We start from the raw sequence: 25,501 nt of genomic DNA on the forward strand, positions 1-25,501 counted from the left end.
TTCGTTCGGGAAGGCGTCCGGCGTGCAGCGGCCGGGCCGGACGAGGGGAGTAGGCACATGGGCCCGAGAGACGGCGACGCGGTCGCCCTGCGGCGGGTGAGCCGCCGGTACGGCGCCGTGTACGCGCTGGACGAGGTGTCCCTCGCGTTCCCGCGCGGGAGCTTCACCGCCGTGATGGGCCCGTCCGGCTCCGGCAAGTCGACGCTGCTGCAGTGCGCCGCGGGCCTCGACCGGCCCACGTCGGGCTCGGTCACCGTCGGCGGCACCGAGCTGACCGGGCTCGGCGAGAGACGGCTGACCCTGCTGCTCCGGGAGCGCGTCGGCTTCGTCTTCCAGTCGTTCAACCTGCTGCCGGCGCTGACCGCCGAGCAGAACGTCGCCCTCCCGCTGCGGCTGGCCGGCCGGCGCGTACCGCGGGCCCGGACCCGGGAAGCGCTCGCCCGGGTCGGCCTCGGGGACCGTGCCCGGCACCGGCCGGCCGAGCTGTCCGGCGGGCAGCAACAGCGGGTCGCGCTGGCCCGTGCGCTGATCACCCGCCCCGATGTGCTGTTCGCCGACGAGCCGACCGGCGCGCTGGACTCCCGCACCGGCCACGAGGTGCTCACGCTGCTGCGCGCCATGGTGGACCGCGAGGGGCAGACGGTCGTCATGGTGACCCACGACCCCGTGGCCGCCTCCCGTGCCGACCGCGTGGTCTTCCTCGTCGACGGCCGCCTCCACGGCGAGCTGACGGGGGCCGGCGCCGACGCCGTAGCCGCGCGGATGACCGGACTGGAGACCGTGACGTGCTGAGCCTCGCCCTGCGCACCCTGCGCGCCCGGTGGATCACCTTCGCGGGCAGCTTCATCGCCCTCGCCCTGGGCGTGGCCCTCCTCACCGTCATGGGGCTCGCCCTCGCCTCCTCCCTCGACGCCCCCGCGCGGGAGCCCGAACGGTTCGCCGCCGCCCCGGTCGTGGTCGAGGGCGCGGACACCCTGCGCGTACCGACCCCGAACGGCGACCGCACCGAGAAACTGGCACACCCGCGCGCCGTCCCCGACGCCACCGTGGCAAGGCTGCGCCGGCTCGGCACGGTCGTCGAGGACCGCTCCTTTCCCGTCCTCGCGAAGGGCGCTCCCGGCGAACTGACCGGCCATCCCTGGTCCACCGCCGCGTTCGCCCCGTACGAGATCGAGTCCGGCCGTGCGCCCCGCGCGGACGACGAGGTGGTGATCGGCGGCGACTGGGCGCGGCCCGGCACACGGGTGCGCACGGATCACGGCACCGTGCGGGTCGTGGGCACCGTGGCCGGCCGCGGCTTCGAGCACCCCCTCTTCCACACCGACGCGCGCGCCGCCGAGCTGTCCCCGGCCGTCGACCGCCTGGTCGTCGACGCCGGCCCGGCGGCCGTACGCGAGGCCGTGCGCGGGACCGACGGTGTACGGGTCCTCACCGGGACGGACCGCCGGTACGCCGACCCCGGTCCGGAGCGCGACAGCGAGGCGCTGACCGCGATGAACGCCCTGTTCGGCACGGCGGGCGGGGTCTCCGCCTTCGTCTCGGTGTTCGTGGTGGCGTCCACCTTCGCCTTCGCGGTGGAGCGGCGGCGCCGGGAGTTCGGGCTGCTGCGCGCCACGGGGGCGACTCCGGGGCAGCTACGGCGCATGGTGGCCGCCGAGGCCCTGCTGGTCGGCGTACTCGCCTCGGCAGCGGGCTGCGCGCTCGGCGGCCGTGCGGCGCCCGCGCTGGCCGCGTGGGTGGCCGAGGTGGAACTGGCGCCGCGCTGGTTCACGATCGGCGACGCCGACTGGCCGTACCACGTGGCGTTCTGGACGGGGCTCCTGGTCGCCCTGAGCGGTGCCGTCGCGGCCTCCTGGCGGGCGGGCCGCACAAGCCCCCTACAGGCGCTGCGCGAGGCGTCCGCCGACGGCGGGGCCATGACGCCGGGACGGTGGCTGTGCGGTGCGGCTCTGCTGCTGACCGCCGGGGTGACGCTCGCCCTGGCGCTGCTCGGCGACCCGGGCGGCCTGCTGCACCGCAAGACCTACGTCAGCCGGCCCATGCTGCTGATCACCGCCGCCGCACTGCTCGCCCCGCTCGCCGTGCGTCCCCTCACTCGACTGCTGACGGGGCTGCCGGGGGCGATCGGCACGCTGGTGCGGGAGAACACGGCCGCCGGGGCGCGTCGTACGGCGGCGGTCGCGGCCCCCGTGCTGGTCATGGTCGCCCTCGCGGGCTCCCTGCTCGGCGCCACCGCCACCCTGGACCGGGCGAGGGCCGCGGAGACGCGGGAGCGGACCGCGGCGGCGTTCGTCGTCACCCGCGTGGGCGACGGGGCCTTCCCTCCCGGGACGCTGGAGCGGCTGCGCGCGGTGCCGGGCGCGCGGATGTCGGCGAGCGCGCCGAGCGCGGTGTACGTCCTGGAGGAGGGCGTGGCACTGGTCAGGTCCGAGGCGCGGACCGTCGGCCCCGGCGCGTCGGCGGTCACCGCGCGGTTGCCGCTCACCGCGGGGAGGATCACCGACCTCGACGACGGTTCGATCGTCGTCAACGAGGAGTGGGAGCGGCACACGGTGGGGCAGCGGGTACGGGTGTGGCTCGGGGACGGCACGGAGCGGACGCTGCGGATCGCCGCGGTCATGGCCACCGGCACCGGTGACAACGGTGTCTACGTCACTCCGGCCAACGCGCCGGGCGCCCGCGTGGACCGGGTGGACGTCACCCTCACGGCCGGCGCCGACGCGCGTGCGGTGGCCTCCGGCCTGGAGCGGGCGGTACGGCCCGTCGGCGGGCGGGTCCGCACCGGGGAGCAGTGGGCGTCCGCCACGGATCCCGGGAGCGAACGCACCACCCGGTACGGCTTGCTGCTGGTTCTCGGCATCGCCCTGCTCTACACGGGCCTCTCCGTGGCCAACACCATGGTGACGGCCACCTCCGGCCGGCTGCGCGAGTTCGCGGCACTGCGGCTGGCCGGCGCCACCCGGTGGCAGGTGCTGCGGATGGTGGGCGCGGAGGCGCTGGCGGTGGTCGCGTTCGGGGCGGTACTGGGCCTGACGGTGGCCGTACTCAACCTGGCCGGCGTCTGGGGCGCCCTGACGCTGCTCTCGGCCCCCGCCGTGCTCATCGTCCCCTGGGCCGCCCTGGCCGTGGTCGCAGCGGCCTGCGCGGTACTGTCCACGACCGCCGCGGTCGTCCCCGCGGCCCTCGCCCTACGCCACCCCCCGCTGTCCTCGGCGGGCGTACGCGAATGATCCCGCGCGGGACGTCTCCCCGCGCTCCCCCTCGCCCCCGCGTGGCCCTCCCGCATCCCCTCACCCGGCGCCCGGCGGCGCACCCGAGCACCCCTCCGCGGCAAAAAGGATCATGAGATGTTCCTCACACGCCACCCCGCCCCCGCACTCCCTCCGAGCGTGTGAGACGGGCCAACGAAACGGGCATGCGAAACGGGCGGCATCCGATGGATGCCGCCCGTTCGACGATGTGCGCGAGGGGGGAGTTGAACCCCCACGCCCTTGCGGGCACTGGAACCTGAATCCAGCGCGTCTGCCTATTCCGCCACCCGCGCATTGGGTGTTGTCTTCCGACCCTGCCCCTTGGGGGCCTTGCGCCTTCCGACATCCAGAACATTAGCACGCTGGTCCGGGTGCGTTCACATCCCTTTTCGCCGCCCCGCCCCGACCGGCCCCGATCCCGTCCGCCGGGCCCCGGACCGCCTCCGGACCGCCCCCCGCGCGGTCCGCGATGTCGCGGCGACGATTGCTTCACGTATCAACCTCGTACCGGTAGCCCCCGTCTCCCCCTGAGCCGGACGGAGTCCACAGCCGGGTGCGGGACACTGGTCTGCGGCCCCCTCTACGATCCATGGCAGAACAACGCGCACGGACCCGGCCGGTGGAGTTCGAAGAGGGGCTTCGGAGGGAACTTCGTCAGGCGTCGACACCCGTCGACCGTGCCGACAGGGGGAACCAGCCGATCGACCGGCGCGTGGATACGATCAGTAAGCAGTACCAGGTAGGCGGTGCACGAAACAGTGCGCCGGGCAGTACACAGGACGGCAGCTACGGAGGAGGTGCCCCATGGGAGTCCTGAAGAAGTTCGAGCAGCGTCTCGAAGGTCTGGTCAACGGCACCTTCGCCAAGGTGTTCAAGTCCGAGGTGCAGCCCGTGGAGATCGCGGGAGCGCTCCAGCGGGAGTGCGACAACAACGCCACCATCTGGAACCGCGACCGCACCGTCGTACCCAACGACTTCATCGTCGAACTGAGCACACCGGACTTCGAGCGGCTCAGCCCGTACTCCGGCCAGCTCGGCGACGAGCTCGCCGGGATGGTGCGCGACTACGCCAAGCAGCAGCGCTACACCTTCATGGGTCCCATCAAGGTGAACCTGGAGAAGGCGGACGACCTCGACACCGGCCTCTACCGGGTCCGCAGCCGTACGCTCGCCTCCTCCGCCAGCCAGGCGGCCCCCGGCGGCGCGCCGGGAGCACCGGGCGCACCCGGCGGCGCACCGCCCGCCGGCCGCCCCGGGGGCTACGGCTACCCGTCGGCCGGTCCCACGGGCGCCCCGCCCATGCCGGCCGCGCCACCGCCCCCCGGCGGCGGCTACGGCTATCCGCAGCCCGCGGCGGCCCAGCGGCCGCCCGCCGGGCCCGCGTCCGGCGGACGCACCCGCTACTGGATCGAGATCAACGGCACCCGCCACCAGATCTCCCGCGCCACCCTCGTGATGGGCCGCAGCACCGAAGCCGACGTGCGGATCGACGACCCCGGCGTCTCCCGCCGGCACTGCGAGATCCGGACCGGAACGCCCTCGACGATCCAGGATCTCGGATCCACCAACGGCATCGTGGTGGACGGGCAGCACACCACCCGCGCTACGCTCCGCGACGGCTCGCGGATCGTCGTGGGCAGCACCACCGTTATCTATAGGCAAGCCGAAGGGTGAAGCGGGGGCAATGTCAGAGCTGACCCTCACGGTCATGCGGCTGGGGTTCCTGGCCGTACTGTGGCTGTTCGTGATCGTGGCCGTGCAGGTCATCCGGAGTGACCTGTTCGGCACTCGCGTCACGCAGCGCGGAGCACGGCGGGAGGCCGGCCGGCCACAGCAGGCCGCCGCCCGTCAGGCGCCGCCGCCGCAGCGCCAGCAGTCCGGCGGCCGCCGCGGCGGCCGCAACACCCCCACCAAGCTGGTCGTGACCGAGGGCACCCTCACCGGCACCACCGTCGCCCTCCAGGGCCAGACCATCACCCTGGGCCGGGCACACGACAGCACGATCGTGCTGGACGACGACTACGCCTCCAGCCGCCATGCCAGGATCTACCCGGACCGCGACGGCCAGTGGATCGTCGAGGACCTGGGCTCCACCAACGGCACCTACCTGGACCGGACCCGGCTGACGACCCCCACAGCGATTTCGCTGGGCGCCCCGATCCGCATCGGCAAGACCGTTATCGAGCTGCGGAAGTAGTGCCACGTCATGAATGAGCGCGAGCGGAGCGAGCACGCAGTGGGGGTCCCCGACCAGGGGCCCTGCGCGCTCCCGACCGGAGGGTGGGCAGTGTGGCTCGACACGACCGGCTGTACCCGGAGCCGACGGGCGAGGTGCGCATGAGTCTGTCCCTGCGCTTCGCCGCCGGATCGCACAAGGGCATGATCCGGGAGGGCAACGAGGACTCCGGTTACGCCGGTCCCCGGCTGCTCGCCATCGCCGACGGCATGGGCGGCGCCGCCGCCGGCGAGGTCGCCTCCTCCGAGGCGATCTCCACCATCGTCGCCCTCGACGACGACGTGCCCGGCTCCGACCTGCTCACCTCCCTCGGCACCGCCGTCCAGCGCGCCAACGACCAGCTGCGCATGATGGTCGAGGAGGACCCCCAGCTCGAGGGCATGGGCACCACCCTGACCGCCCTGCTGTGGACCGGTCAGCGCCTCGGCATGGTGCATGTCGGAGACTCCCGCGCCTACCTCCTGCGCGACGGCGTCCTCACCCAGATCACCCAGGACCACACCTGGGTGCAGCGTCTGGTGGACGAGGGCCGGATCACCGAGGAGGAGGCCACCACCCACCCGCAGCGGTCGCTGCTGATGCGGGCCCTCGGCAGCGGCGAACACGTCGAACCCGACCTGTCCATCCGCGAGGTCCGGGCCGGCGACCGCTACCTGATCTGCTCCGACGGCCTGTCCGGCGTGGTCTCCCACCAGACCCTCGAGGAGGCCCTGGCCAGCTACCAGGGCCCCGAGGACACCGTCCAGAGCCTGATCGAGCTGGCCCTGCGCGGCGGCGGCCCCGACAACATCACCGTGATCGTCGCCGACGTCCTCGACCTCGACACCGGCGACACCCTCGCCGGGCAGCTGTCCGACACTCCCGTCGTGGTCGGCGCCGTGGCCGAGAACCAGAACCAGCTGCACGACAACGGCATCATGCAGACCCCCGCAGGCCGCGCCTCCGGCCTCGGCCGCCGGCGCGGCCAGGGCGGCGGGGGCGAGTTCGGCCCGCCCGGCAGCGGAGACGTCACCGGCTTCATCCCCACCGACGGCTTCGACTACGGCGACGACGACTTCACCAAGCCCGGCAAGGACCGCAGGTGGCTCAAGCGGTCCGTCTACAGCCTGCTGGCCCTCGCCGTCCTCGGCGGCGGCCTCTACGGCGGCTGGCGCTGGACCCAGACCCAGTACTACGTCGGCACCAACGGCGCACACGTCGCCCTGTACCGGGGCATCAGCCAGGACCTGGCGTGGGTCTCCCTCTCCGACGTGGAGAAGGACCACCCCGAGATCGAACTCAAGTACCTCCCGCCCTACCAGCGCAAACTGGTCGAGGCGACCATCGCCGAAGGCGACCTCTACGGTGCCCGCGAGAAGATCGAGGAACTGTCGGTGCAGGCCTCCGCGTGCAGGAAGGAGGCCGAGCGGCGCGACGCCGAGAGCGAGAAGAACGCGAAGACCGGCGAGGGCGAGGCCGGAGGCACCACGGGAACCACTCCCGCCTCCTTCACGTCCAAGGCCTCGCCGACGCCGAACCCCTCGGGTTCGGCACAGGCCCCGGAGCAGTCCACGCCCCCGTCCACGACCGCACCCACTTCCAGCCCCGGCCCCAGCCTCTCGGAGGAGGAGCAGAAGGTCGTCTCGCTGTGCGGTAAGCAGTAGGCAAGCCGTGAGAGGCCCTGTCACACGATGAGCAGTACTACCAACCCGTCGCCGCAGCACACGTCCACGATCGGCGCGATCGGAGCGCCCAGCCGACGCAACACCGAGCTCGCGCTCCTGGTGTTCGCCGTCGTCATCCCGGTCTTCGCCTACGCCAACGTGGGACTGGCCATCAACGACCAGGTGCCCGCCGGGCTGCTGAGCTACGGCCTGGGCCTCGGTCTGATGGCGGGCGTCGGCCATCTCGCCGTACGGAAGTTCGCCCCGTACGCGGACCCGCTGCTGCTGCCGCTGGCCACCCTGCTCAACGGCATCGGTCTGGTCGCCATCTGGCGCCTGGACCAGTCGAAGCGGCTGCAGGCGAGCAGTACGTTCGTCGAGGCGGCACCGCGCCAGCTGATGTACTCCGCGCTCGGTGTCGCGCTGTTCGTGGCCGTCGTGTTCTTCCTCAAGGACCACCGCGTCCTGCAGCGCTACACCTACATCTCCATGGTCGGCGCGCTGATCCTGCTGCTCCTGCCGCTGGTCCCGGGCATCGGGCACAACGTCTTCGGCGCCCGGATCTGGATCAAGATCCCCGGACTCGGCACACTGCAGCCCGGTGAGTTCGCCAAGATCGTCCTGGCGGTCTTCTTCGCCGGCTACCTCATGGTCAAACGCGACGCCCTGGCCCTCGCCAGCCGCCGCTTCATGGGGCTCTACCTCCCGCGCGGACGCGACCTCGGCCCGATCATCGTCGTCTGGATCATCTCCATCCTGATCCTGGTCTTCGAGACCGACCTCGGTACCTCGCTGCTGTTCTTCGGCATGTTCGTGATCATGCTGTACGTCGCCACCGAGCGGACCAGCTGGATCGTGTTCGGCCTGCTGATGTCCGCGGTCGGCGCCGTCGGTGTGGCGAGCTTCGAGCCGCACATCCAGACCCGAGTACAGGCCTGGCTCGACCCGATGCACGAGTTCGAGCTCAGCCGCGCCGGCGTCCAGGACGGCATCGTCCACTCCGAGCAGGCCATGCAGGCGCTGTGGGCGTTCGGCTCCGGCGGCACCCTCGGCACCGGCTGGGGCCAGGGCAACTCCGACCTCATCGGCTTCGCCGCCAACTCCGACTTCATCCTCGCCACCTTCGGCGAGGAGATCGGCCTGGCCGGCGTCATGGCGCTGCTGCTGCTGTACGCGCTGATCGTGGAGCGCGGCGTACGCACCGCCCTCGCCGCCCGCGACCCGTTCGGCAAGCTGCTCGCCATCGGCCTGTCCGGCGCCTTCGCCCTCCAGGTCTTCGTCGTCGCCGGCGGCGTCATGGGCCTGATCCCGCTGACCGGTATGACGATGCCCTTCCTGGCGTACGGCGGTTCCTCCGTCATCGCCAACTGGGCGCTGGTCGGCATCCTGCTCAGAATCAGTGACACCGCCCGCCGCCCGGCGCCCGCTCCCGCCGCCAACCCCGACGCCGAGATGACCCAGGTGGTCCGCCCGTGAACAAGCCCCTGCGCCGGGTCGCGATCTTCTGCGGCCTGCTCATCCTCGCCCTCCTCGTCCGGGGCAACTGGCTGCAGTACGCCCAGGCCGACAAGCTGAGGACTGACGAGGAGAACCGCCGCGTCGCCATCGAGCGCTACGCCTCACCGCGCGGCGACATCATCGTCGACGGTGAGCCCATCACCGGGCACAAGGCCACCACGGGCGACTTCAAGTACAAGCGCACCTACAAGGACGGCGCCATGTGGGCGCCGGTCACCGGCTTCGTCTCCCAGGCCTTCGGCGCCACCCAGCTGGAGTCCATCGAGGACGGCATCCTCACGGGCAACGACGACCGCCTCTTCTTCCGCAACACGCTCGACATGCTCACGGGCAAGAACAAAGAGGGCGGCAACGTCGTCACCACCCTCAGCGGCGCCGCACAGAAGGCCGCCTACGACGGTCTGAAGAAGCAGGGCGCCAAGGGCTCCGTCGTCGCCCTCGAACCGTCCACCGGCAAGATCCTCGCCCTGGCCTCCTACCCGTCCTACGACCCGTCCACGATCGCCGGCAACAGCCTCGACACGGACACCAAGGCGTGGCAGAAGCTCCAGAAGAAGAACAACCCCGCCGACCCGACGCTCAACCGGGCGCTGCGCGAGATCTACCCGCCCGGCTCCACCTTCAAGGTGCTCACCGCGGCCGCCGCCCTGGAGTACGACCTCTACGACAACGCGGACGAGAAGACCGACTCGCCGCTGCCGTGGACCATGCCGGGCACCACGACCGAGCTGAAGAACGAGGGCAACATCCCCTGCGAGAACGCCACGCTGCGCGAGGCGCTGCGGGTGTCCTGCAACACCGTCTTCGGCAAGGTCGGCTCCGACCTCGGCAACGACAAGATGCTGGAGATGGCCAAGAAGTTCGGCTTCACCGAGGAGCAGTTCACCCCGGTCCGCTCCAACGCCTCCGTGTTCTCCGAGGACATGGCCCCCTCCGAAGTCGCCCTCTCCTCCATCGGCCAGTTCAACACCGCCGCCACCCCGCTGCAGATGGCCATGGTCTCCGCGGCGGTCGCCAACAACGGCACCCTGATGAAGCCGTACATGGTCGACGAACTCCAGGCCCCCAGTCTCGACACCATCGAGAAGACGGACCCGGAGGAGATGAGCAAGCCGATGTCGGCGGAGACCGCCCAGACCCTCCAGTCGATGATGGAGACGGTCGTCAAGGAGGGCACGGGAACCAACGCCCAGATCTCCGGCGTCACCGTCGGCGGCAAGACCGGTACCGCACAGCACGGCGAGAACAACAGCAAGAACCCCTACGCATGGTTCATCTCCTACGCCAAGACCTCCGACGGCAGCTCGCCGGTGGCGGTCGCCGTCGTGATCGAGGACGAGAACGCCGTGCGTGACGACATCTCCGGCGGTGGCCTCGCCGCACCGATCGCCAAGAGCGTGATGGAGGCCGTCGTCAAGGGCAAGCAGTGACCCCGATCACGTCTGCTTCACATCGGTGCACGTTGCGGTACCGGTCCTGTATCGGCTGGCGCACTTGGCCAGGTCACACAAAGCGAGCCGGGTACGGTAGGGCCCGGACGGCAGCCTCCGGCGGCACACGCGTGCTGCCCGGGACCGACGGAGAGGGCTGGTAGGTAGCTATGGAAGAGCCGCGTCGCCTCGGCGGCCGGTACGAGCTGGGCCCGGTGCTCGGCCGTGGTGGCATGGCGGAGGTTTACCACGCTCATGACACCAGGCTCGGGCGCCAGGTGGCGGTGAAGACGCTCCGCGCGGACCTCGCGCGCGACCCGTCCTTCCAGGCCCGGTTCCGCCGTGAGGCCCAGTCGGCCGCCTCGCTCAACCATCCCGCGATCGTGGCGGTCTACGACACGGGCGAGGACTACATCGACAACGTGTCGATCCCGTACATCGTCATGGAGTACGTCGACGGTTCCACGCTCCGTGAACTCCTGCACAGCGGCCGCAAGCTGCTGCCGGAGCGCACACTGGAGATGACCATCGGCATCCTCCAGGCGCTGGAGTACTCCCACCGGGCCGGCATCGTCCACCGTGACATCAAGCCGGCCAACGTCATGCTGACGCGCAACGGCCAGGTCAAGGTCATGGACTTCGGCATCGCCCGCGCGATGGGCGACTCCGGCATGACGATGACCCAGACGTCGGCCGTCATCGGGACCGCGCAGTACCTCTCGCCGGAACAGGCCAAAGGCGAGCAGGTCGACGCCCGGTCCGACCTCTACTCCACCGGCTGCCTGCTGTACGAACTGCTGACCGTACGGCCGCCCTTCGTGGGCGACTCCCCGGTCGCGGTCGCCTACCAGCATGTGCGGGAGGAGCCGCAGCCGCCGAGCGTCTTCGACCCCGAGATCACGCCCGAGATGGACGCGATCGTGCTGAAGGCGCTGGTCAAGGACCCCGACTACCGGTACCAGTCGGCCGACGAGATGCGCGCCGACATCGAGGCCTGCCTCGACGGCCAGCCCGTCGCGGCGACGGCCACCCTGGGCGCGGTCGGCTACGGCGGCTACCCCGACGACCAGCCGACGACGGCGCTGCGCGCGGACGGCGGGGCCGGGGCGGCGACCTCGATGCTGCCGCCGATGAACCCGGACGACGGCGGCTTCGGTTACGACGACCGTCAGGGCCGGCGCCGCCAGCCGAAGAAGAACAACACCTCGACGATATTGCTGGTCGTGGCGGGTGTCCTGGTCCTCATCGGCGCGATCCTGATCGGCCGCTGGGCCATCAGCGGCAGTGGCGGAGTGGACAACAGCAAGGTCGACACCCCGAACTTCATCGGCGCGACCAAAGCGGACGCCGAGAAACAGGCGACCAACGCCGACTTGAAGCTCACCTTCGAGGAAAAGCCCTGCGAGGACCAGAGCAAGGGCAAGATCTGCGACCAGAACCCCGCCGCGGGTACCGAGGTGGACAAGGACTCCACCGTCAGCGTGGTGGTCTCCACGGGTGCGCCGAAGGTCGAGGTGCCGGATGTCAAGGGCCTCACCTACGACGACGCGGAAGAAGCCCTGAAGGAGAAGGGCTTCGAGGTCGAGCAGCAGAGCGAGGAGTCCACTGAGGCCCCCAACACGGTTCTCTCCCAGGACCCTGCGGGCGGCACATCGAAGGAAAAGGGCTCCACAGTCACGCTCACCATTGCCAAAGAGACAGCCCAGGTGACCGTGCCCAACCTCTTGGGCAAAACCCCCGAAGAGGCCAAGGGGCTGCTGGAGTCCAAGGGTCTGGTGCTCGGCGGTCAGACGGAGGAGGAGTCCACCGCCCAGGCTGAAGGAACCATCTTCGAGCAGGGCTTCGCACCGGGCACGGACGTCGACCGCGGCAGCACGGTCACAATCAAGATTGCGAAGGCGCCGCAGAACGAGACGTTCGCCATGCCGAAGGTCACACAGATAACGGTCGCCCAGGCCAAGCAAGTACTGGCCGAGAACGGCCTGCAACTCGAACGGATCCAGGGCGGAGGCGACGACAACGCCGTGGTGCTGCAGAGTAACCCACCAGAGGGCCAACAGGTCAGGAAGGGCGACAAGGTCACCCTGATCGCTCTCGGCGGCCAGCAGGGCGATAACGGCGGCAACAACGGCGGCGGCTTCTTCGGCGGCCCCACCGGGGGCAACGAGGACGACTGACCCCTCCACGGCACAGAGCCCCGGCACCCTCAGAGGGTGCCGGGGCTCTGTGCCGTGCCGCGCTGCGTCAGCGCAGTTCCTTCGGCGGGGTGCGCTCGTCGTTCACCTTCTCCGTGCGGACCAGTTCGCCCCATACGATGTAGCGGTACTTGCTGGTATACACCGGCGTGCAGGTGGTCAGCGTGATGTAGTGGCCGGCCTTCGTCCTGCCGGACTCCTTCGGGATCTTCCCGAGGACGTCGACGTTGTACTTCGAGGTCTCGGGGAGGATGCCGTAGACCTTGTAGACGTACCACGTGTCCTTCGTCTCGAAGACGATCGGGTCGCCCTTCTCGATCTTGTGGATGCCGTGGAACTTCGCGCCGTGACCGTCCCGGTGGGCGGCGAGGGAGAAGTTGCCCTCCTTGCCGCTCGTCGGCAGGGCCGCCTTCACGGGGTCCGTGTAGTAGCCGGCGACACCGTCGTTGAGGACCTTGTTGGACGTGCCCTTCTCGACCAGGATCTCGCCACCGCTCATCGCGGGCACGTGCAGGAAGCCGATCCCGTTCTTGCTGTCGAACGAGACGGGGCCGCCGGCGCCGTCACCGCCGCCGGACTCCTGCGCCCACGAGTCACGGACCTTGTCCGCCTGCTTGTCCGCCGCGCGGTCCGCGACGACGTTCGTCCACCACAGCGAGTAGACAACGAACAGGCCGAGCAGCAGGCCCACGGTGATGAGGAGTTCGCCGAAGAAGCTGACGACCATCGCCACCGGGCCCAGCCGGCGCCGACCCGGCGGCGGGGACGCGGGCCGATGGATGTGTCCTGTGGTGCCGTCGGTGGTCGATGCCACGTGTCCTCTGCCCTTAACTGACGAGCGCATCCGGCTTGCCCTTGCTGCGCGGCCGTTCCTCGACCATCTTTCCCCAGACGATCAAGCGGTATTTGCTGGTGAACTCCGGTGTGCACGTGGTCAGCGTGATGTAGCGGCCGGGTCCTTTGAACCCCGATCCCTTCGGCACGGGGTCGAGGACGCTCACATTGCTCGGCGGTGTCACCGGCAGCACCGACGCCATCTTGTAGACGAAGTACTCGTCCTGCGTCTCCACCACGATCGGGTCGCCCGGCTCCAGGCGGTTGATGTACCGGAACGGTTCCCCGTGTGTGTTGCGGTGGCCCGCCAGCCCGAAGTTGCCGGACTTCGCGTCCGGCATCGCCGTCTTCAGCGCGCCCTCCGCGTAATGCCCCACCATGCCCCGGTCGAGCACCTTCTTGCTGCTGATGCCCTCCGCGATCGGCACCACCACGTCCAGCTTGGGAATGTGCAGCAGCGCGAAACCCTGCCCGGGTTCGAACACCCCCGGCTTGCCCTCGCCGCTCGCCCAGTCGTTCTGGAGGTCGCTGGCCTCCTTGCCGGCCTGCGCGTGCGCCCGCACGTTCGTCCACCACAGCTGGTAGGTGACGAACAGCAGCATCAGCACACCGCAGGTGATGAACACCTCGCCGATCGCCCGGCTCGCGACGACCGCCGGACTCGCCTTGCGCGCCCGCGCCTGCCGACGCGCCTCCATCCGCGACAGCGGAGCCCGTGACGTGCCCTCAGAGACGTCGTCGGTTCCCTGGGCGTCCTGCGAGTCCTCCGCCGCCTTCTGAGAGCCTCCACGGCGCCCGTGGCGCTTCCTGGCGGCCTTCCTGCGAGCCGCCCGGCCTCCCGGCTCCGCCGCGGAAGCGGAATCCCGGCGAGCCGTCCGCACCGGGGGAGGCTCGGGAATCCGCAGCGCCACCGTCTCCTCGTCGACCGGCGGCAGATACGCGGTGCTGTCGGAGGCGCCGCCGTAGGAGTCGGACGCCGTGGGGCCGTACCAGCCGTCCTCGTGCGCACCCGTCGCCCCGTACGGCTGCCCGCCGTACGAGGTGCCCTGTCCGCCGGCGCCGTACGCGTCGGCACCGGACTCCCGCTCGGGGCGCAAGGCGGTCACGCCGAGGACCTGCCCACCACCGGGGCGAGCCCCGCCGACCTCGCCACCGCACCCGGGTCGCCGCACTCCGCCAGCCAGTTGGCCAGCATCCGGTGACCGTGCTCGGTCAGCACCGACTCGGGATGGAACTGGACGCCCTCCACCGGGAGTTCACGGTGCCTCAGTCCCATCACCATCCCGTCCGCCGTCCTGGCCGTGACCTCCAGCTCCGGCGGGACCGTGGCCGGTTCGGCGGCCAGCGAGTGATAGCGCGTCGCGGTGAACGGGGAGGGCAGGCCCGCGAAGACGCCCTTGCCCCCGTGCTCCACCGGCGACGTCTTGCCGTGCAGCAGCTCGGGCGCACGGCCCACCACACCGCCGTACGCCACCTGCATCGACTGCATGCCGAGGCAGACGCCGAACACCGGGACTCCGGTGGACGCGCAGTGCCGCACCATGTCCACGCAGACGCCGGCCTCCTCGGGAGTGCCGGGGCCGGGCGACAGCAGGACGCCGTCGAAACCGTCCTGGGCGTGCCCCGTCGACACCTCGTCGTTGCGCAGCACCTCGCACTCGGCGCCCAACTGGTACAGGTACTGGACCAGGTTGAAGACGAAGCTGTCGTAGTTGTCCACGACGAGAATGCGCGCGCTCACTGGTTGTCCACCGTCACATCGTTGAAGGGCAGCAGCGGCTCGGCCCACGGGAAGACGTACTGGAAGAGGACGTAGACCACGGCGGTGATCAGCACGAGTGAGAGGAGTGTCCGCACCCATCCGTTGCCCGGCAGATGCCGCCAGATCCAGCTGTACATGCCGTCCCTTCCGTCGTACCACGGCACCAGACCCACGCCGTACGGCAACAGACTAACGGCGCGACGCCTCCGTTTTCCCGGCCTCCACAGGCTGTGTGAGGTCCGTTCGGGCCCGGGCGCGTGTACTCATATGTACGCGGCGCAGCGCCGATTGCCTCGAAGTCCGTCGATGTTCCACGTGAAACATCGACGGAGGACCGCCGTCTCCTACTCCACCGGCTCCGCGTAGTGCAGGTCCACCGTGCCCGTGTAGCCGGGCAGGGTCACCGTCCCGTTGTCCTCGACCTGCCAGCCGAGCCCGTAGACGTTGACGTACACCATGTAGTTCTGGATCGCGGGCGCGGCAGCGAGCGCCTTCTTCAGCTTCTCCGGGTCCCCGACCGCCGTGATCTTGTACGGCGGTGAGTACACGCGGCCCTGGAGGATCAGGGTGTTGCCCACACAGCGCACGGCGCTGGTGGAGATCAGCCGCTGGTCCATGACCTTGATGCCCTCGGCGCCGCCCTCCCACATCGCGTTCACCACGGCCTGGAGATCCTGCTGGTGGATGACCAGGTAGTCGGGCTGCGGCTCGGGATATCCGGGGAGCTTGGCGGTGGCGTCCGGCGGCGCGTCGTTGAGCGTGACCGTGATCGCCTCGCCGTCGAGCTTCTGGGTGCCCGCACGCTGCTCCAGGTCGGCGAGCTTCTCGTCCTCCGCCTTGGTGCTGCCGTCGTCGCGCTCGGCGAGGGACTCCACGTCCTCTCGCAACGCGCCGTTGGACTCCTCCAGCTCGCCGTTCTTGCGGCTGCGGTCGTGGATCAGGTCGGAGAGCTTCAGCAGCGAGGCGTCCGTGCGGATGTTGGTGCCGTTGGCCGTGTCGAAGCTGGTGAAGAAGATGAGTCCCGCCAGTGCGAAGACACCCGCGGTGAGCACCCGCACGGGCCGGACACGGCGACGGCGGGCAGGACTGGATTCCCGCCCGGGGAAGTCGGCGGAATTGCTCAACGTACCCTTATCTCCTTCGGCGCCGTGGAAGCACTACGCTAACGGACGCCCGGGGAAGCGCTCAGAGTCCCCTTGTACGCTGCTCCGAGCCCGACCCAGAACCCTGCGCGGCCACGCAGCGCATCGACAGGAGAGACCCTCGTGCCGAAGTCACGTATCCGCAAGAAGGCCGACTACACGCCGCCGCCCGCGAAGCAGACGACCGCGCTCAAGCTGACGAACCGTGCCTGGGTCGCGCCGGTGATGCTGGCCATGTTCCTCATCGGGCTGGCCTGGATCGTCGTCTTCTACGTCACCGACGGTTCGCTGCCCATCGACGCCCTGGGCAACTGGAACATCGTGGTGGGCTTCGGGTTCATCGCCGCCGGATTCGGCGTCTCGACCCAGTGGAAGTAGCGCTAGCCGCACTCTGAGCACTTCTCTGCCCAGAGCTGTCCCACAGCTCTGGGCAGGGTTGTCCTCTGAGTTATCCACAGGGCTTGTCCACATGTGGATAGAGAACCCGATCTGTGGATAACCCCATGGACGTTGACGCTGGTGTGACAGAAACACCGGCAACCGAAAATGTGTTCGTCAGCTGCCTGACCTGCGTAAACAAGAGTTGACCAGGCGGTTCGAGGGCGCCTCCGCACCCTGTGCACAAGATCCACCACCGACTGTGGACAAACCTGGTGGTCAGGTTAGCTGCGCCGTCCTCACCACAGTCATCAGGACGACCACCGCCAGCACCAGCGCACAGGTGCCGTACTGCACCAGCGCCCGCCGCTCCCGCGGGGCGTGCACCATGGCGTACCCGATCACGACACCGGCGACCAGGCCCCCGATATGGGCCTGCCACGCGATGTTGCTCCAGCCGAAGGTGAAGATCAGGTTGATCACCAGCAGGGCGATGATCGGGCGCATGTCGTAGTTCAGCCGGCGCATCAGTACGGCGGTCGCGCCGAACAGACCGAAGATCGCGCCGGACGCGCCCAGCGAGGCCGAGGTCCCCGCGGCCAGCAGATACGTCAGCGCGCTGCCCGCCAGTCCGGAGATCAGATAGAGCGCGAGATAGCGGGCGCGGCCGAGGGCCTCCTCCAGCGGTCCGCCGAGCCACCACAGGCTGAGCATGTTGAAGCCGATGTGCCAGATCTCCTCGTGCGTGAACATCGAGGTGACCAGGCGGTACCACTCGCCGTCGGCCACTCCCTCGGTCGGCGTGAACGGCGCCGGCGGCCAGATACCGACCAGCACGAGGTGGTCCAGCAGAGACGACCGGGCCTGAACGGCGAGGAACACCGCCACATTGATCCCGAGCAGGATCTTGGTGACCAGCCGGGGGTCGGCGGCGACGGATCCGCCGGCGATCGTGCGGGGGAGGGCGGCCGAGGGCGCGTGTCCCGTGCCCGAGCCCTTGCGGACGCACTCCGGGCACTGGAACCCCACCGAGGCGTCGACCATGCACTCGGGGCAGATCGGCCGCTCGCAGCGCGTGCAGCGGACACCGGTCTCGCGGTCCGGATGGCGATAGCAGCCGGGGACGCGCTGGGCGTCCTGTGGGCTGCCGGCAGCCTGGTCGTCCATGGGTACCCCTAGGTCGTGTGGAAAAGCCCCGCCCCGCCCATCCTTACGGATGAGCGGGGCGATTGGTTCCCTTCGAGGGCTTTCGCGCTCCGGGGGACGAGGGGTCAGCCCTTGCTGATCTCGCCGAACTCGACCGACTCGATCACGACGTCGTTCACCGGGCGGTCGGTGCGCGGGTTGGTCTGCGCGGCCGCGATGGCGTCGACCACCTTCTGGCTGGCGGGGTCGGCGACCTCACCGAAGATGGTGTGCTTGCGGTTCAGCCAGGCCGTCGGGGCGACGGTGATGAAGAACTGCGAGCCGTTGGTGCCCGGGCCCGCGTTGGCCATCGCCAGCAGGTAGGGCTTGTCGAAGCGCAGGTCCGGGTGGAACTCGTCCTCGAACTGGTAGCCCGGGCCGCCGGTGCCGTTGCCCAGCGGGTCTCCGCCCTGGATCATGAAGCCGCTGATCACCCGGTGGAAGACCGTACCGTCGTAGAGCTTGTCCGTGGACTTCGCACCGGTCTGCGGGTGGGTCCACTCCCGCTCGCCCTTGGCGAGCTCGACGAAGTTCTTGACCGTGATCGGCGCCTGGTTCGGGAAGAGCCGGACCTGGATGTCGCCGTGATTGGTCTTCAGGGTGGCGTTGAGCTGCTCAGCCACGATGTGCCTTCCGTTGTCTTTCCGTGACTCCCTGATCCTCGCACGGACGGGGCACGCAGTCGCCCGCCGTCCCCGCACAGGTGGGCAACCGTGCCGTTCCGGTTGCGGAAAACGGGCTGAGCCGCCCCGCGCCGGGGGCGCATGGCGGGGATCCGTGGCATTGTCGACGGCAAACTCCCTGTTGACCCGAATTCATCCGCTCTCGCACGTGATATCGCGATCGACCGACGTCACCGGCACCCGGATGCCCGTCCGCGCATGCCGCACGACGACCCGACAGGCATGATCCGTAAAAGGGTGGAAAGTCGAAATACCGTACGCCACCGAGGAGGAGGAACCCGTGACCCGCATCGACAGCGTGCGCGCCGCGACCGGTTCGGCGAAGGACAGCGTGCTGCACGCCGCGGAGGCGGTGGCGCCCTACGCCGACACGGCCAAGGTCAGGGCCGCGCACTACGCACAGGAGGCCCGCGTACGGCTCGCGCCCGTGATGACGCAGGCGGCAGGCCAGGCCCGCGTCCAGTACGGCGCCCATGTGCAGCCGTATCTGGAACAGGCCCGGACGCATGTGCCGCCGAAGGTCGACCAGGCCGCCGCACGGACGCGCCAGGCCGCCAGGCAGGCGGCGGACTACTCCCGCCCGAGGATCGAGCAGGCGGTGGCCGCCGCCGGTCCCGCGACGGAGGAGGTTACGGCCCGTGGCGCGGCCGCGCTGGCCGCGCTCCGTGGCCAGGTTTCCGCGCAGCAGATCCAGAAGCTGGTCCGCAAGCAGCGACGGCGGGCGAGGGCCGGCCGTGCCGCCAAGGTGGTCCTGATCGTGGGCGCCGTAGCAGGCGGCGCCTTCGCCGCCTGGAAGTGGTGGGACAAGCAGGCCAACCCGGACTGGCTGGTGGAGCCGCCGGCCGCGACGGACGTGTCCGGGGCAACGAAGCTGACGTCGGTGGACGGCAGCGACGGAACGCCTCTCGACCCGGAGGTCGAGGCCAAGGCGGCCGAGGAGGAAGCCCGGCGCGACGACCAGCCCTGACGCACGACACGGCAACGGCGCGGTGGGGCAGAGGATTTGAAGGCCTTCTGCCCCACCGCGCCGTTTCACGTGAAACACGCGCACAAAAAGACCCCTCCCACCGCGTTTCCGCAGGTGGGAGGGGTCTGAGTGTGGAGCCTAGGGGAGTCGAACCCCTGACATCTGCCATGCAAAGACAGCGCTCTACCAACTGAGCTAAGGCCCCGGAGGGAGACGTCCACCCGTCGGAACCGGATCACGGTGGGCGCTCGGGACCAGAGTACCGGGTCCCCCCGGGGGTTCCGCAAAAAGATTGGGGGTCCCCGTGACCAACCACTCTCCGTAAGATGCTCGGACGTGGTTCGCTACAGCGAACCGCGGTTCTTGGGGAAGCGATGGGGAGACGCAATGGACGCCGCACAGCAGGAAGCCACCGCGAGAGCGCGGGAACTGCAGCGGAACTGGTACGGGGAGCCGCTGGGGGCGCTCTTCCGTAAGCTCATAGACGACCTGGGCCTCAACCAGGCTCGTCTCGCGGGGGTTCTGGGACTGTCCGCGCCGATGCTGTCGCAGCTGATGAGCGGCCAGCGGGCGAAGATCGGCAATCCCGCCGTGGTGCAGCGGGTGCAACTGCTGCAGGACCTGGCGGGGCAGGTGGCGGACGGCAGTGTGAGCGCGGCCGAGGCGACCGAGCGCATGGACGAGATCAAGAAGTCACAGGGGGGCTCGGTGCTCAGCAACACCACGCAGACGACGAGCAGTTCGGGGGCGCCCACGGTCAAGCGGGTGGTCCGTGAGATCCAGTCCCTGCTGCGCTCGGTGGCCGCCGCCGGCGACATCATCGACGCCGCCGACACCCTCGCCCCCACCCACCCCGAACTGGCAGAGTTCCTCCGGGTCTACGGCGCCGGCCGTACCTCGGACGCGGTCACGCACTACCAGTCCCACCAGAACTGATTCCCCGCCCGGCGGCCGACGGGGGTCCGCTGCCGGGCGTTTGCGCGACGGACGGGGGGCATCACAGGGGGAGGGCGACGCACAGCCATGGGTGAGGTCTTCGCCGGCCGGTACGAACTGGCCGATCCGATCGGACGCGGGGGCGTCGGTGCCGTCTGGCGGGCGTGGGACCATCGCCGCCGCCGGTACGTGGCCGCCAAGGTGCTGCTGCAGAGCGACGCCCACTCCCTGCTCCGTTTCGTGCGGGAGCAGGCGCTGCGGATCGACCATCCCCATGTCCTGGCGCCCACCAGCTGGGCCGCCGACGACGACAAGGTCCTGTTCACCATGGATCTGGTCGCCGGCGGTTCACTGGTCCACCTGGTCGGCGACTACGGTCCGCTGCCGCCGTTCTTCGTCTGCACCCTGCTCGACCAGTTACTGGCGGGGCTGGCCGCGGTACACGCGGAGGACGTCGTACACCGTGACATCAAGCCCGCCAACGTCCTCCTCGAGGCCACCGGTACCGGCAGGCCGCGGCTGCGGCTGTCGGACTTCGGCATCGCGATGCGGCTGGGCGAGCCCCGGCTGACCGAGACGAACCTGGTGGTGGGCACGCCGGGTTATCTCGCGCCGGAGCAGCTGATGGGCTCCGAACCCGACTTCCCCGCCGACCTGTTCGCCGTTGGACTGGTCGCGCTGTATCTGCTGGAGGGCGCCAAACCGGACGCCAAGGCCCTCATCCAGTACTTCGCCGACCACGGGACCCCAGGCGCCCCTCAGGGCATCCCCGAGCCGCTGTGGCAGGTGGTGGCCTCCCTCCTCCAGCCTGACCCCGAAGCACGGTTCCGTACGGCCACGGGGGCGCGGAAGGCTCTCGCGGCTGCCGCGGAGCTGCTGTCGGAGCCCGGACCGGACGACGAGCTCATCGAGATCTTCGACCAACTGGGGCCGCTGCCACCGGGTTTCACCCCGGACGGTCCGCTGAAGCGGGCGTCGGGCGTGGGCCCGGTCGGCGGGCGTCCCACCTCGGAGGTCCCCCGTGCCCCGGAGTCTCCGGTAGGGCGGCACGGACCGGAGGGGGAACCGGGCTTCCCGCTGCCCGGCGCCGAACCCGCCACAGGGGTCGGGGCCGGGGCTGGGACCGCCTGGGACCCGGGCGATGTGGACGTCTCCAGCGGCACGGCCAGCCCCGGATCCGTCCACCCGGGCTCTCCCGCAGGCGCCGGGACGGGCGCGGGCACGAGCGCCGGGACCGGCTCGGACGCGTTCGGTACGCACCACAGCCGGGGCACCGGCGGCGCCGTACCCACCGATCCGCGTCTGGGCACCGCCTCCGGTTCCTCCCCGCAACAGCCCGCCCCCTCGGACACCGGAAGCTTCCCGCTGCCGCCGCCTCGCGCCACGCCCGCCTCCTCCCCCGTCCCGGCCGCCCCCGCCGCGCCCCCGGTGCCCGAGCACACCCCACAGGCGCCGGCACAGGCCCAGTACGACGCTCAGCACCAGCCGGCCGGCGCCGCGCCGCACATCTCCCCCCACGACCCCACTCATGCTCTGCGCTCCCCCCTCCCACGGCCCGCCGTACATTCGGACGCCTCTACTGCTGAATACACCGCCCAAGGCTCGCGGGTTCCGCTTCCGGGCGGGGCAATGTCGCGGCACGCATCCACCACCCGCCGGACCCACCGCCGACGCGGCCGCCGCCCCGGCCCTCCGGCGAAGGTGGCCGTCCCCCTCCTGCTCCTGGCGCTGGCCTGCTACGCCGTGGGGTTCTGGGCCCTCACCCGGATCTGACCCCCGTTTCCCCCACCGCCCGCGGCCCTACGGCACGGCCCGCCGCCGAGCCGCCAGCGTCCACACACCGAGTCCCGCCAGCAGCGCGGTGCCGGTGCCGATGCCGCCCACCGCGAGTGCCTGGAACACGGCACCGTCGCCGTCGGTCCCGCCCTCGGCCGCCGCCTCCCGGTCCTGCCCGGTGACCGTGAAGACGTCCGCCGGCACGGGTTCCCCGGCGTATCCGGGCCCGTCCTGGACCGTGCCGTCCACCCGTACCCGCAGCGTCAGCGGAACGGGCCCGTCGCCGAAGGCGTCCGCCACCCCCGCCGACAGGTGCGCCACGAGGTAGTAGGAGCCGGCGAACCGCATCGCCCCGGTCCGACGGTCTACGGCGTGCCGGTTGACGTACTCGACCGGCGGGAGCGGCGCGAGGCTGCCCGCCTTCGAGCCGCCGTCGTAGTCGACGCCGACGTCCACGACGTGTCCGCGTACGGGGTTGTAGAGGTCGAGGTCCAGCGCGGCGGCGACATAGCCGCTGCCGGCCGTGCCGGAGGCGCCGAGTTCGGCGGTGACGTGGAGCTGCTGCCCCCAGTCGACGGGCACCTTGTAGAAGAGGGTCCGGCCGGGGCGGATGTCGTCCCGCCAGACTCCCTGGCCGACGGGCGTGGCCCGGGTGAAGCCCGCGCCGCCGGGGCGGCGTTCGGGGCTCCCGGCGAGGGGCTGGGGCGGGGCGGAGTTCCACTGTGTCGGCGCGCTCGTCGCACCTGCCTTCTCCGGCGCCGGTTCCGACACGGCGGTGAGCTCCATGTCCCAGGGATCGCGGGAGGAGCCCTCTCCGTCCGGGTCGACGCGCTCGACGCTCAGGTAGTACGTACCGGCCTCCTGGCAGAGGGATCTCCTGGGGGAGATCTCCCGCATGGCCCACGCGGCGACGGGGTGCCGGCTGCCCGCGGTGCCGAAGCTCGCCGTGTCGACGTCGCAGGTGCGGCCCTCGCCGTCCTGTACGGACACCTTGACGCCGTCGACGACGGAGGCGGTGCGGCCGGCCGGGGGGACGGCGGTGGCGGAGGCGTAGAGGTTCGTGCTGCCGTCGAGCCTCAGGCGGTAGTGGACCGGGCCGCGCGCCGGAAGGGTGCTCCGGTAGGTCCGGCCGGGCTCCAGCGGCACGGAGTCCGCGATGTTTCCGGCCCCGTCGATGCTCCGCGCGTCCTCGGCGAAGGCGTAGGCCGCGGCGTCGTCCGCGACGGCCTCCTGCCCCGGCAGCACACCGCCCAGCCCCAGCAACGTCGCGAGTGTCACCACGCCCGCGCGTGCGCCGTACCCCGCTCGTGCCGTACCCCGCCGTCCCCTCACGCGCCACCCCTCGTCGTCGCCCGGACGTCGCACCGCGGCCCATCCTGCCCCGCGGACCAGGGCCTGTCCGACGATTCGCGTCGTCGCCCGAAGGGCCGCCGAGAAGTCTCCGGACACACAAAACCCCGACCGCTCGGGCGGCCGGGGTCTGTTCAGCGTCGGATATCGGTACTCACGAACCCGTGGGCACGGAGTCAGTCGCCTCCGTCCACAGATCCTGCTCGGCGCGATCCGCCTGGATCTGGCGGTACACGAGGAGCCCGCCGATGGCGGCCAGTGCGACCAGGAGAAGCTTCTTCACCGCGCGACCTCGTCTTTCTTTGACGTAGGGGACCTCTGCCGCCCGACTATACACACCGGTCGATACCGATCGGTGACCTGCGTCGGCCCTTCCAACTGCCCTCCGGCACCCCGCAGTAGACGCGGAGTACGACCATCCGACCGGAGGGTGATCACATCCGCACGGACGGTCACTTTGACGGCTTCTCCGCCGTATCTGCATCTTTTCACCGCTTATGCGCCCATCCGTGTGGTGTTCATCTGAACATCGACGCGCCGCGGGCGTCGGTCCACCACTTCGCGAGCCACATACACATCATGAGGAAAGTACGCAAATCGCCCAACCCGAAAGTGAGGGGCCATGGCCCGGAACAAGGTCATGAAGCTGTGGAACGCGGTCGTCACCGCCTTCCTCGCACTGTGCACGGCGCTCGGACTCATCACCACGACCGCTTCCGCGGCCGTACCGCAGACGGACGGGACGCGCAACAGCGACAGCACCCCGAACGTGTCGGCGCCGACGACGCCCCTCTGGTCCTGGTCACTGATCAGGGCCCTGCCCCCCACGATGAAACAGCGCATCCACGCCGAGGCCCACGGCAAGTCCCCCAGCTGCCGGCACCGCCCCCTCTCGGACGCGGAACCGGACTCCGACGACTGCTCCGACGGCGCGGAATCCGCCCGCGCGGAGCCGGCCACCGGCCGCATCCCGCTCCAGCGCTGACTTCTCGCCGCCCCCGACCCTCTCGTGCCGTCCCTGCTCCCCGAAGTCCTGGCGAACTTGCGTACAGCACCACGGCACGAGCCGACACCAGAGGACCCCGGTCGACATCCGACCGGGGTCTTCCGCACTGCCCGCACCGGAAACCGCACACCACACGGCACCGCACAGCCGACACCACACCGCCCGGCACGGCACAGTCCCGTCACCGGGACCGTCACCCGGACCATGCATACGAAAGACCCTCAGCCGTTGCCGACTGAGGGTCTTCGTGCTGGTGGGGCTAACAGGATTTGAACCTGTGGCCTCATCCTTATCAGGGATGCGCTCTAACCAACTGAGCTATAGCCCCGCCGCGCTCTGCGGTGTATGTCCCGCGCGCTGACTCCTGAAGATTAGCGCACGACGGGGGCAGTCCCAAAATCGGTTGTCCCAGGGCTGTCACCGCAGGCCGGGCAAGCGGACTGAGCAGGTCACTCGTCCTCGGCGAGCGTCAGCTCGACACCACCCACGAAACCCGCGGAGAGGTTGTAGATGAACGCGCCGAGCGTCGCGAGCGCCGTCGCCAGGACGACGTCGATGACCGCGATGACCGTGGTGAACATCAGGACGTTGGGCAGCGACAGGAACGACTGCAGATCGAAGCCGTTCGAATCGGTGGAGCCGGTCGCCTCGGAGATCGTGCCGCCGACGGTGGAGAAGACGCCCATGGCGTCCATGACCATCCACAGCACCGCCGACGCGACGATCGTGCAGATGCCCAGCGCGATGGAGAGCAGGAAGCTGACCTTCATCACCGACCACGGGTCGGCCTTCGCCACGCGCAGGCGCGCCTTGCGCACGCGCGGGGTGGTGCGTGCCCCGGTGCGGGGACGTCGTACCGCGCCGGTCTGGCCGGCCGCCGTACCGGACTGCGCCGGGTAGGCCTGCGGCGGGTGGTACGGACCCGCCTGCTGCTGCGGCTGCCGTTCCCCCGGCAGCGGTGAGGCCGTCTGAGCGGCAGCGCCCTGCGCGGGCGCGGCCTGCTGCGGGCCTCGGGTGTCCGTCACGGTTCCCCCTTGGGATCCCTGTCTGTCGGACGAGGACGCGTCCGTGGCGGTCGGCTTGATCGCCTTGAGATTGGTCGTGTGCGGATCCGCCGCCCGCGCGGCGGAGCCACGGCTGCCGCCGTCCGTCCCCCTACTGGTACCGGCCGGTCCGGCGCCCGTGGCTCCGCTCACGCTGACTCACTCC

Annotated in this window: 23 protein-coding genes and 3 tRNA genes; 13 read left to right on the top strand and 13 right to left on the bottom strand. The window is 70.4% G+C overall.

The features are described 5' to 3' along the window. The first annotated feature begins 57 nt into the window (after positions 1-57). Positions 58-792, top strand: coding sequence for an ABC transporter ATP-binding protein (locus tag ACGFR9_RS22320; RefSeq protein ID WP_393211368.1), 735 nt, complete (start codon positions 58-60; stop codon positions 790-792). After that, positions 786-3,230 carry an ABC transporter permease gene (locus ACGFR9_RS22325; protein WP_393211371.1) on the top strand — a complete coding sequence of 815 codons (2,445 nt, stop codon included), beginning with the start codon at positions 786-788 and terminating at the stop codon, positions 3,228-3,230. The genes ACGFR9_RS22320 and ACGFR9_RS22325 overlap by 7 nt, the downstream gene beginning before the upstream one ends. A gap of 230 nt (positions 3,231-3,460) precedes the next feature. On the opposite strand, the gene ACGFR9_RS22330 is transcribed toward ACGFR9_RS22325, so the two are convergent. Next, a tRNA-Leu gene (locus ACGFR9_RS22330) sits at positions 3,461-3,544 on the bottom strand. A 511-nt stretch (positions 3,545-4,055) separates the two neighbouring features. On the opposite strand from ACGFR9_RS22330, the gene ACGFR9_RS22335 reads away from it, so the two are divergent. The 6 genes from ACGFR9_RS22335 (at position 4,056) to pknB (ending at position 12,255) form a co-directional block, all read left to right on the top strand. Next, complete coding sequence (locus ACGFR9_RS22335; RefSeq protein ID WP_311641642.1) at positions 4,056-4,925, top strand: DUF3662 and FHA domain-containing protein; 870 nt, start codon at positions 4,056-4,058, stop codon at positions 4,923-4,925. A gap of 10 nt (positions 4,926-4,935) precedes the next feature. Then, on the top strand, positions 4,936-5,448 hold the full coding sequence (locus ACGFR9_RS22340; protein ID WP_311641641.1) for an FHA domain-containing protein: 513 nt from the start codon (positions 4,936-4,938) through the stop codon (positions 5,446-5,448). A gap of 140 nt (positions 5,449-5,588) precedes the next feature. Beyond that, a complete protein-coding gene (locus ACGFR9_RS22345; protein ID WP_393211817.1) occupies positions 5,589-7,130 on the top strand; it encodes a Stp1/IreP family PP2C-type Ser/Thr phosphatase in 1,542 nt (513 codons plus the stop codon). Positions 7,131-7,157: 27 nt separating this feature from the next. Further along, positions 7,158-8,606, top strand: coding sequence for an FtsW/RodA/SpoVE family cell cycle protein (locus ACGFR9_RS22350; RefSeq protein WP_393211375.1), 1,449 nt, complete (start codon positions 7,158-7,160; stop codon positions 8,604-8,606). Beyond that, positions 8,603-10,078 (top strand): peptidoglycan D,D-transpeptidase FtsI family protein, encoded by a 1,476-nt coding sequence (locus ACGFR9_RS22355; RefSeq protein ID WP_393211378.1) that lies wholly within the window; start codon positions 8,603-8,605, stop codon positions 10,076-10,078. The genes ACGFR9_RS22350 and ACGFR9_RS22355 overlap by 4 nt, the downstream gene beginning before the upstream one ends. A 170-nt stretch (positions 10,079-10,248) precedes the next feature. Continuing rightward, positions 10,249-12,255 (top strand): Stk1 family PASTA domain-containing Ser/Thr kinase, encoded by a 2,007-nt coding sequence (pknB, locus tag ACGFR9_RS22360; protein WP_393211381.1) that lies wholly within the window; start codon positions 10,249-10,251, stop codon positions 12,253-12,255. A gap of 67 nt (positions 12,256-12,322) precedes the next feature. Here the strand turns inward: pknB and ACGFR9_RS22365 are convergent, their stop codons facing one another. From ACGFR9_RS22365 to ACGFR9_RS22385, 5 genes are all read right to left on the bottom strand, one after another. Then, positions 12,323-13,087, bottom strand: coding sequence for a class E sortase (locus ACGFR9_RS22365; protein ID WP_393211384.1), 765 nt, complete (start codon positions 13,085-13,087; stop codon positions 12,323-12,325). A 13-nt stretch (positions 13,088-13,100) separates the two neighbouring features. Beyond that, complete coding sequence (locus ACGFR9_RS22370; RefSeq protein ID WP_393211387.1) at positions 13,101-14,213, bottom strand: class E sortase; 1,113 nt, start codon at positions 14,211-14,213, stop codon at positions 13,101-13,103. Next, on the bottom strand, positions 14,210-14,848 hold the full coding sequence (locus tag ACGFR9_RS22375) for an aminodeoxychorismate/anthranilate synthase component II (RefSeq protein WP_393211390.1): 639 nt from the start codon (positions 14,846-14,848) through the stop codon (positions 14,210-14,212). Before ACGFR9_RS22375 ends, ACGFR9_RS22370 begins: the two co-directional genes overlap by 4 nt. Then, on the bottom strand, positions 14,845-15,006 hold the full coding sequence (locus tag ACGFR9_RS22380; RefSeq protein ID WP_311641629.1) for a hypothetical protein: 162 nt from the start codon (positions 15,004-15,006) through the stop codon (positions 14,845-14,847). Before ACGFR9_RS22380 ends, ACGFR9_RS22375 begins: the two co-directional genes overlap by 4 nt. A gap of 207 nt (positions 15,007-15,213) precedes the next feature. Further along, positions 15,214-15,993, bottom strand: a complete 780-nt coding sequence (locus ACGFR9_RS22385; RefSeq protein WP_393211393.1) for a DUF881 domain-containing protein — start codon at positions 15,991-15,993, stop codon at positions 15,214-15,216. A gap of 141 nt (positions 15,994-16,134) precedes the next feature. Between ACGFR9_RS22385 and crgA the strand changes: the two genes are divergently transcribed. After that, the gene (gene crgA, locus ACGFR9_RS22390) at positions 16,135-16,389 is read left to right on the top strand and encodes a cell division protein CrgA (protein ID WP_030857015.1); all 255 of its coding nucleotides are present in this window, start codon (positions 16,135-16,137) and stop codon (positions 16,387-16,389) included. Positions 16,390-16,668: 279 nt separating this feature from the next. On the opposite strand, the gene ACGFR9_RS22395 is transcribed toward crgA, so the two are convergent. Both ACGFR9_RS22395 and ACGFR9_RS22400 read right to left on the bottom strand, forming a co-directional pair. Further along, on the bottom strand, positions 16,669-17,556 hold the full coding sequence (locus ACGFR9_RS22395) for a rhomboid family intramembrane serine protease (protein WP_393211397.1): 888 nt from the start codon (positions 17,554-17,556) through the stop codon (positions 16,669-16,671). Positions 17,557-17,660: 104 nt separating this feature from the next. Continuing rightward, positions 17,661-18,197, bottom strand: coding sequence for a peptidylprolyl isomerase (locus ACGFR9_RS22400; protein ID WP_030215381.1), 537 nt, complete (start codon positions 18,195-18,197; stop codon positions 17,661-17,663). Between the two features lie 340 nt (positions 18,198-18,537). Between ACGFR9_RS22400 and ACGFR9_RS22405 the strand changes: the two genes are divergently transcribed. After that, a complete protein-coding gene (locus tag ACGFR9_RS22405) occupies positions 18,538-19,224 on the top strand; it encodes a DUF5324 family protein (protein ID WP_393211400.1) in 687 nt (228 codons plus the stop codon). A gap of 132 nt (positions 19,225-19,356) precedes the next feature. Here ACGFR9_RS22405 and ACGFR9_RS22410 read toward each other — a convergent pair. Further along, positions 19,357-19,429, bottom strand: a tRNA-Ala gene (locus ACGFR9_RS22410). Between the two features lie 182 nt (positions 19,430-19,611). Here ACGFR9_RS22410 and ACGFR9_RS22415 point away from each other — a divergent pair. After that, a complete protein-coding gene (locus ACGFR9_RS22415) occupies positions 19,612-20,160 on the top strand; it encodes a DNA-binding protein (protein ID WP_030215388.1) in 549 nt (182 codons plus the stop codon). Positions 20,161-20,247: 87 nt separating this feature from the next. Beyond that, a complete protein-coding gene (locus tag ACGFR9_RS22420; RefSeq protein WP_393211403.1) occupies positions 20,248-21,933 on the top strand; it encodes a protein kinase in 1,686 nt (561 codons plus the stop codon). 27 nt (positions 21,934-21,960) lie between these two features. Here the strand turns inward: ACGFR9_RS22420 and ACGFR9_RS22425 are convergent, their stop codons facing one another. After that, positions 21,961-23,268: a hypothetical protein gene (locus ACGFR9_RS22425; RefSeq protein ID WP_393211406.1), complete on the bottom strand. Its 1,308-nt coding sequence runs from the start codon at positions 23,266-23,268 to the stop codon at positions 21,961-21,963. 172 nt (positions 23,269-23,440) lie between these two features. Next, on the bottom strand, positions 23,441-23,569 hold the full coding sequence (locus ACGFR9_RS22430) for a DLW-39 family protein (protein WP_003999697.1): 129 nt from the start codon (positions 23,567-23,569) through the stop codon (positions 23,441-23,443). Between the two features lie 339 nt (positions 23,570-23,908). Here ACGFR9_RS22430 and ACGFR9_RS22435 point away from each other — a divergent pair, with 339 nt between their 5' ends. Continuing rightward, a complete protein-coding gene (locus ACGFR9_RS22435) occupies positions 23,909-24,271 on the top strand; it encodes a DUF6344 domain-containing protein (RefSeq protein ID WP_393211408.1) in 363 nt (120 codons plus the stop codon). Positions 24,272-24,543: 272 nt separating this feature from the next. Here the strand turns inward: ACGFR9_RS22435 and ACGFR9_RS22440 are convergent. Next, positions 24,544-24,620: transfer RNA gene (locus ACGFR9_RS22440), tRNA-Ile, on the bottom strand. Between the two features lie 121 nt (positions 24,621-24,741). Next, positions 24,742-25,488, bottom strand: coding sequence for a DUF3566 domain-containing protein (locus tag ACGFR9_RS22445; protein ID WP_393211411.1), 747 nt, complete (start codon positions 25,486-25,488; stop codon positions 24,742-24,744). Positions 25,489-25,501: the final 13 nt, after the last annotated feature.

Source organism: Streptomyces sp. NPDC048584 (genome assembly GCF_043199595.1).
GTDB lineage: Bacteria > Actinomycetota > Actinomycetes > Streptomycetales > Streptomycetaceae > Streptomyces > Streptomyces edwardsiae.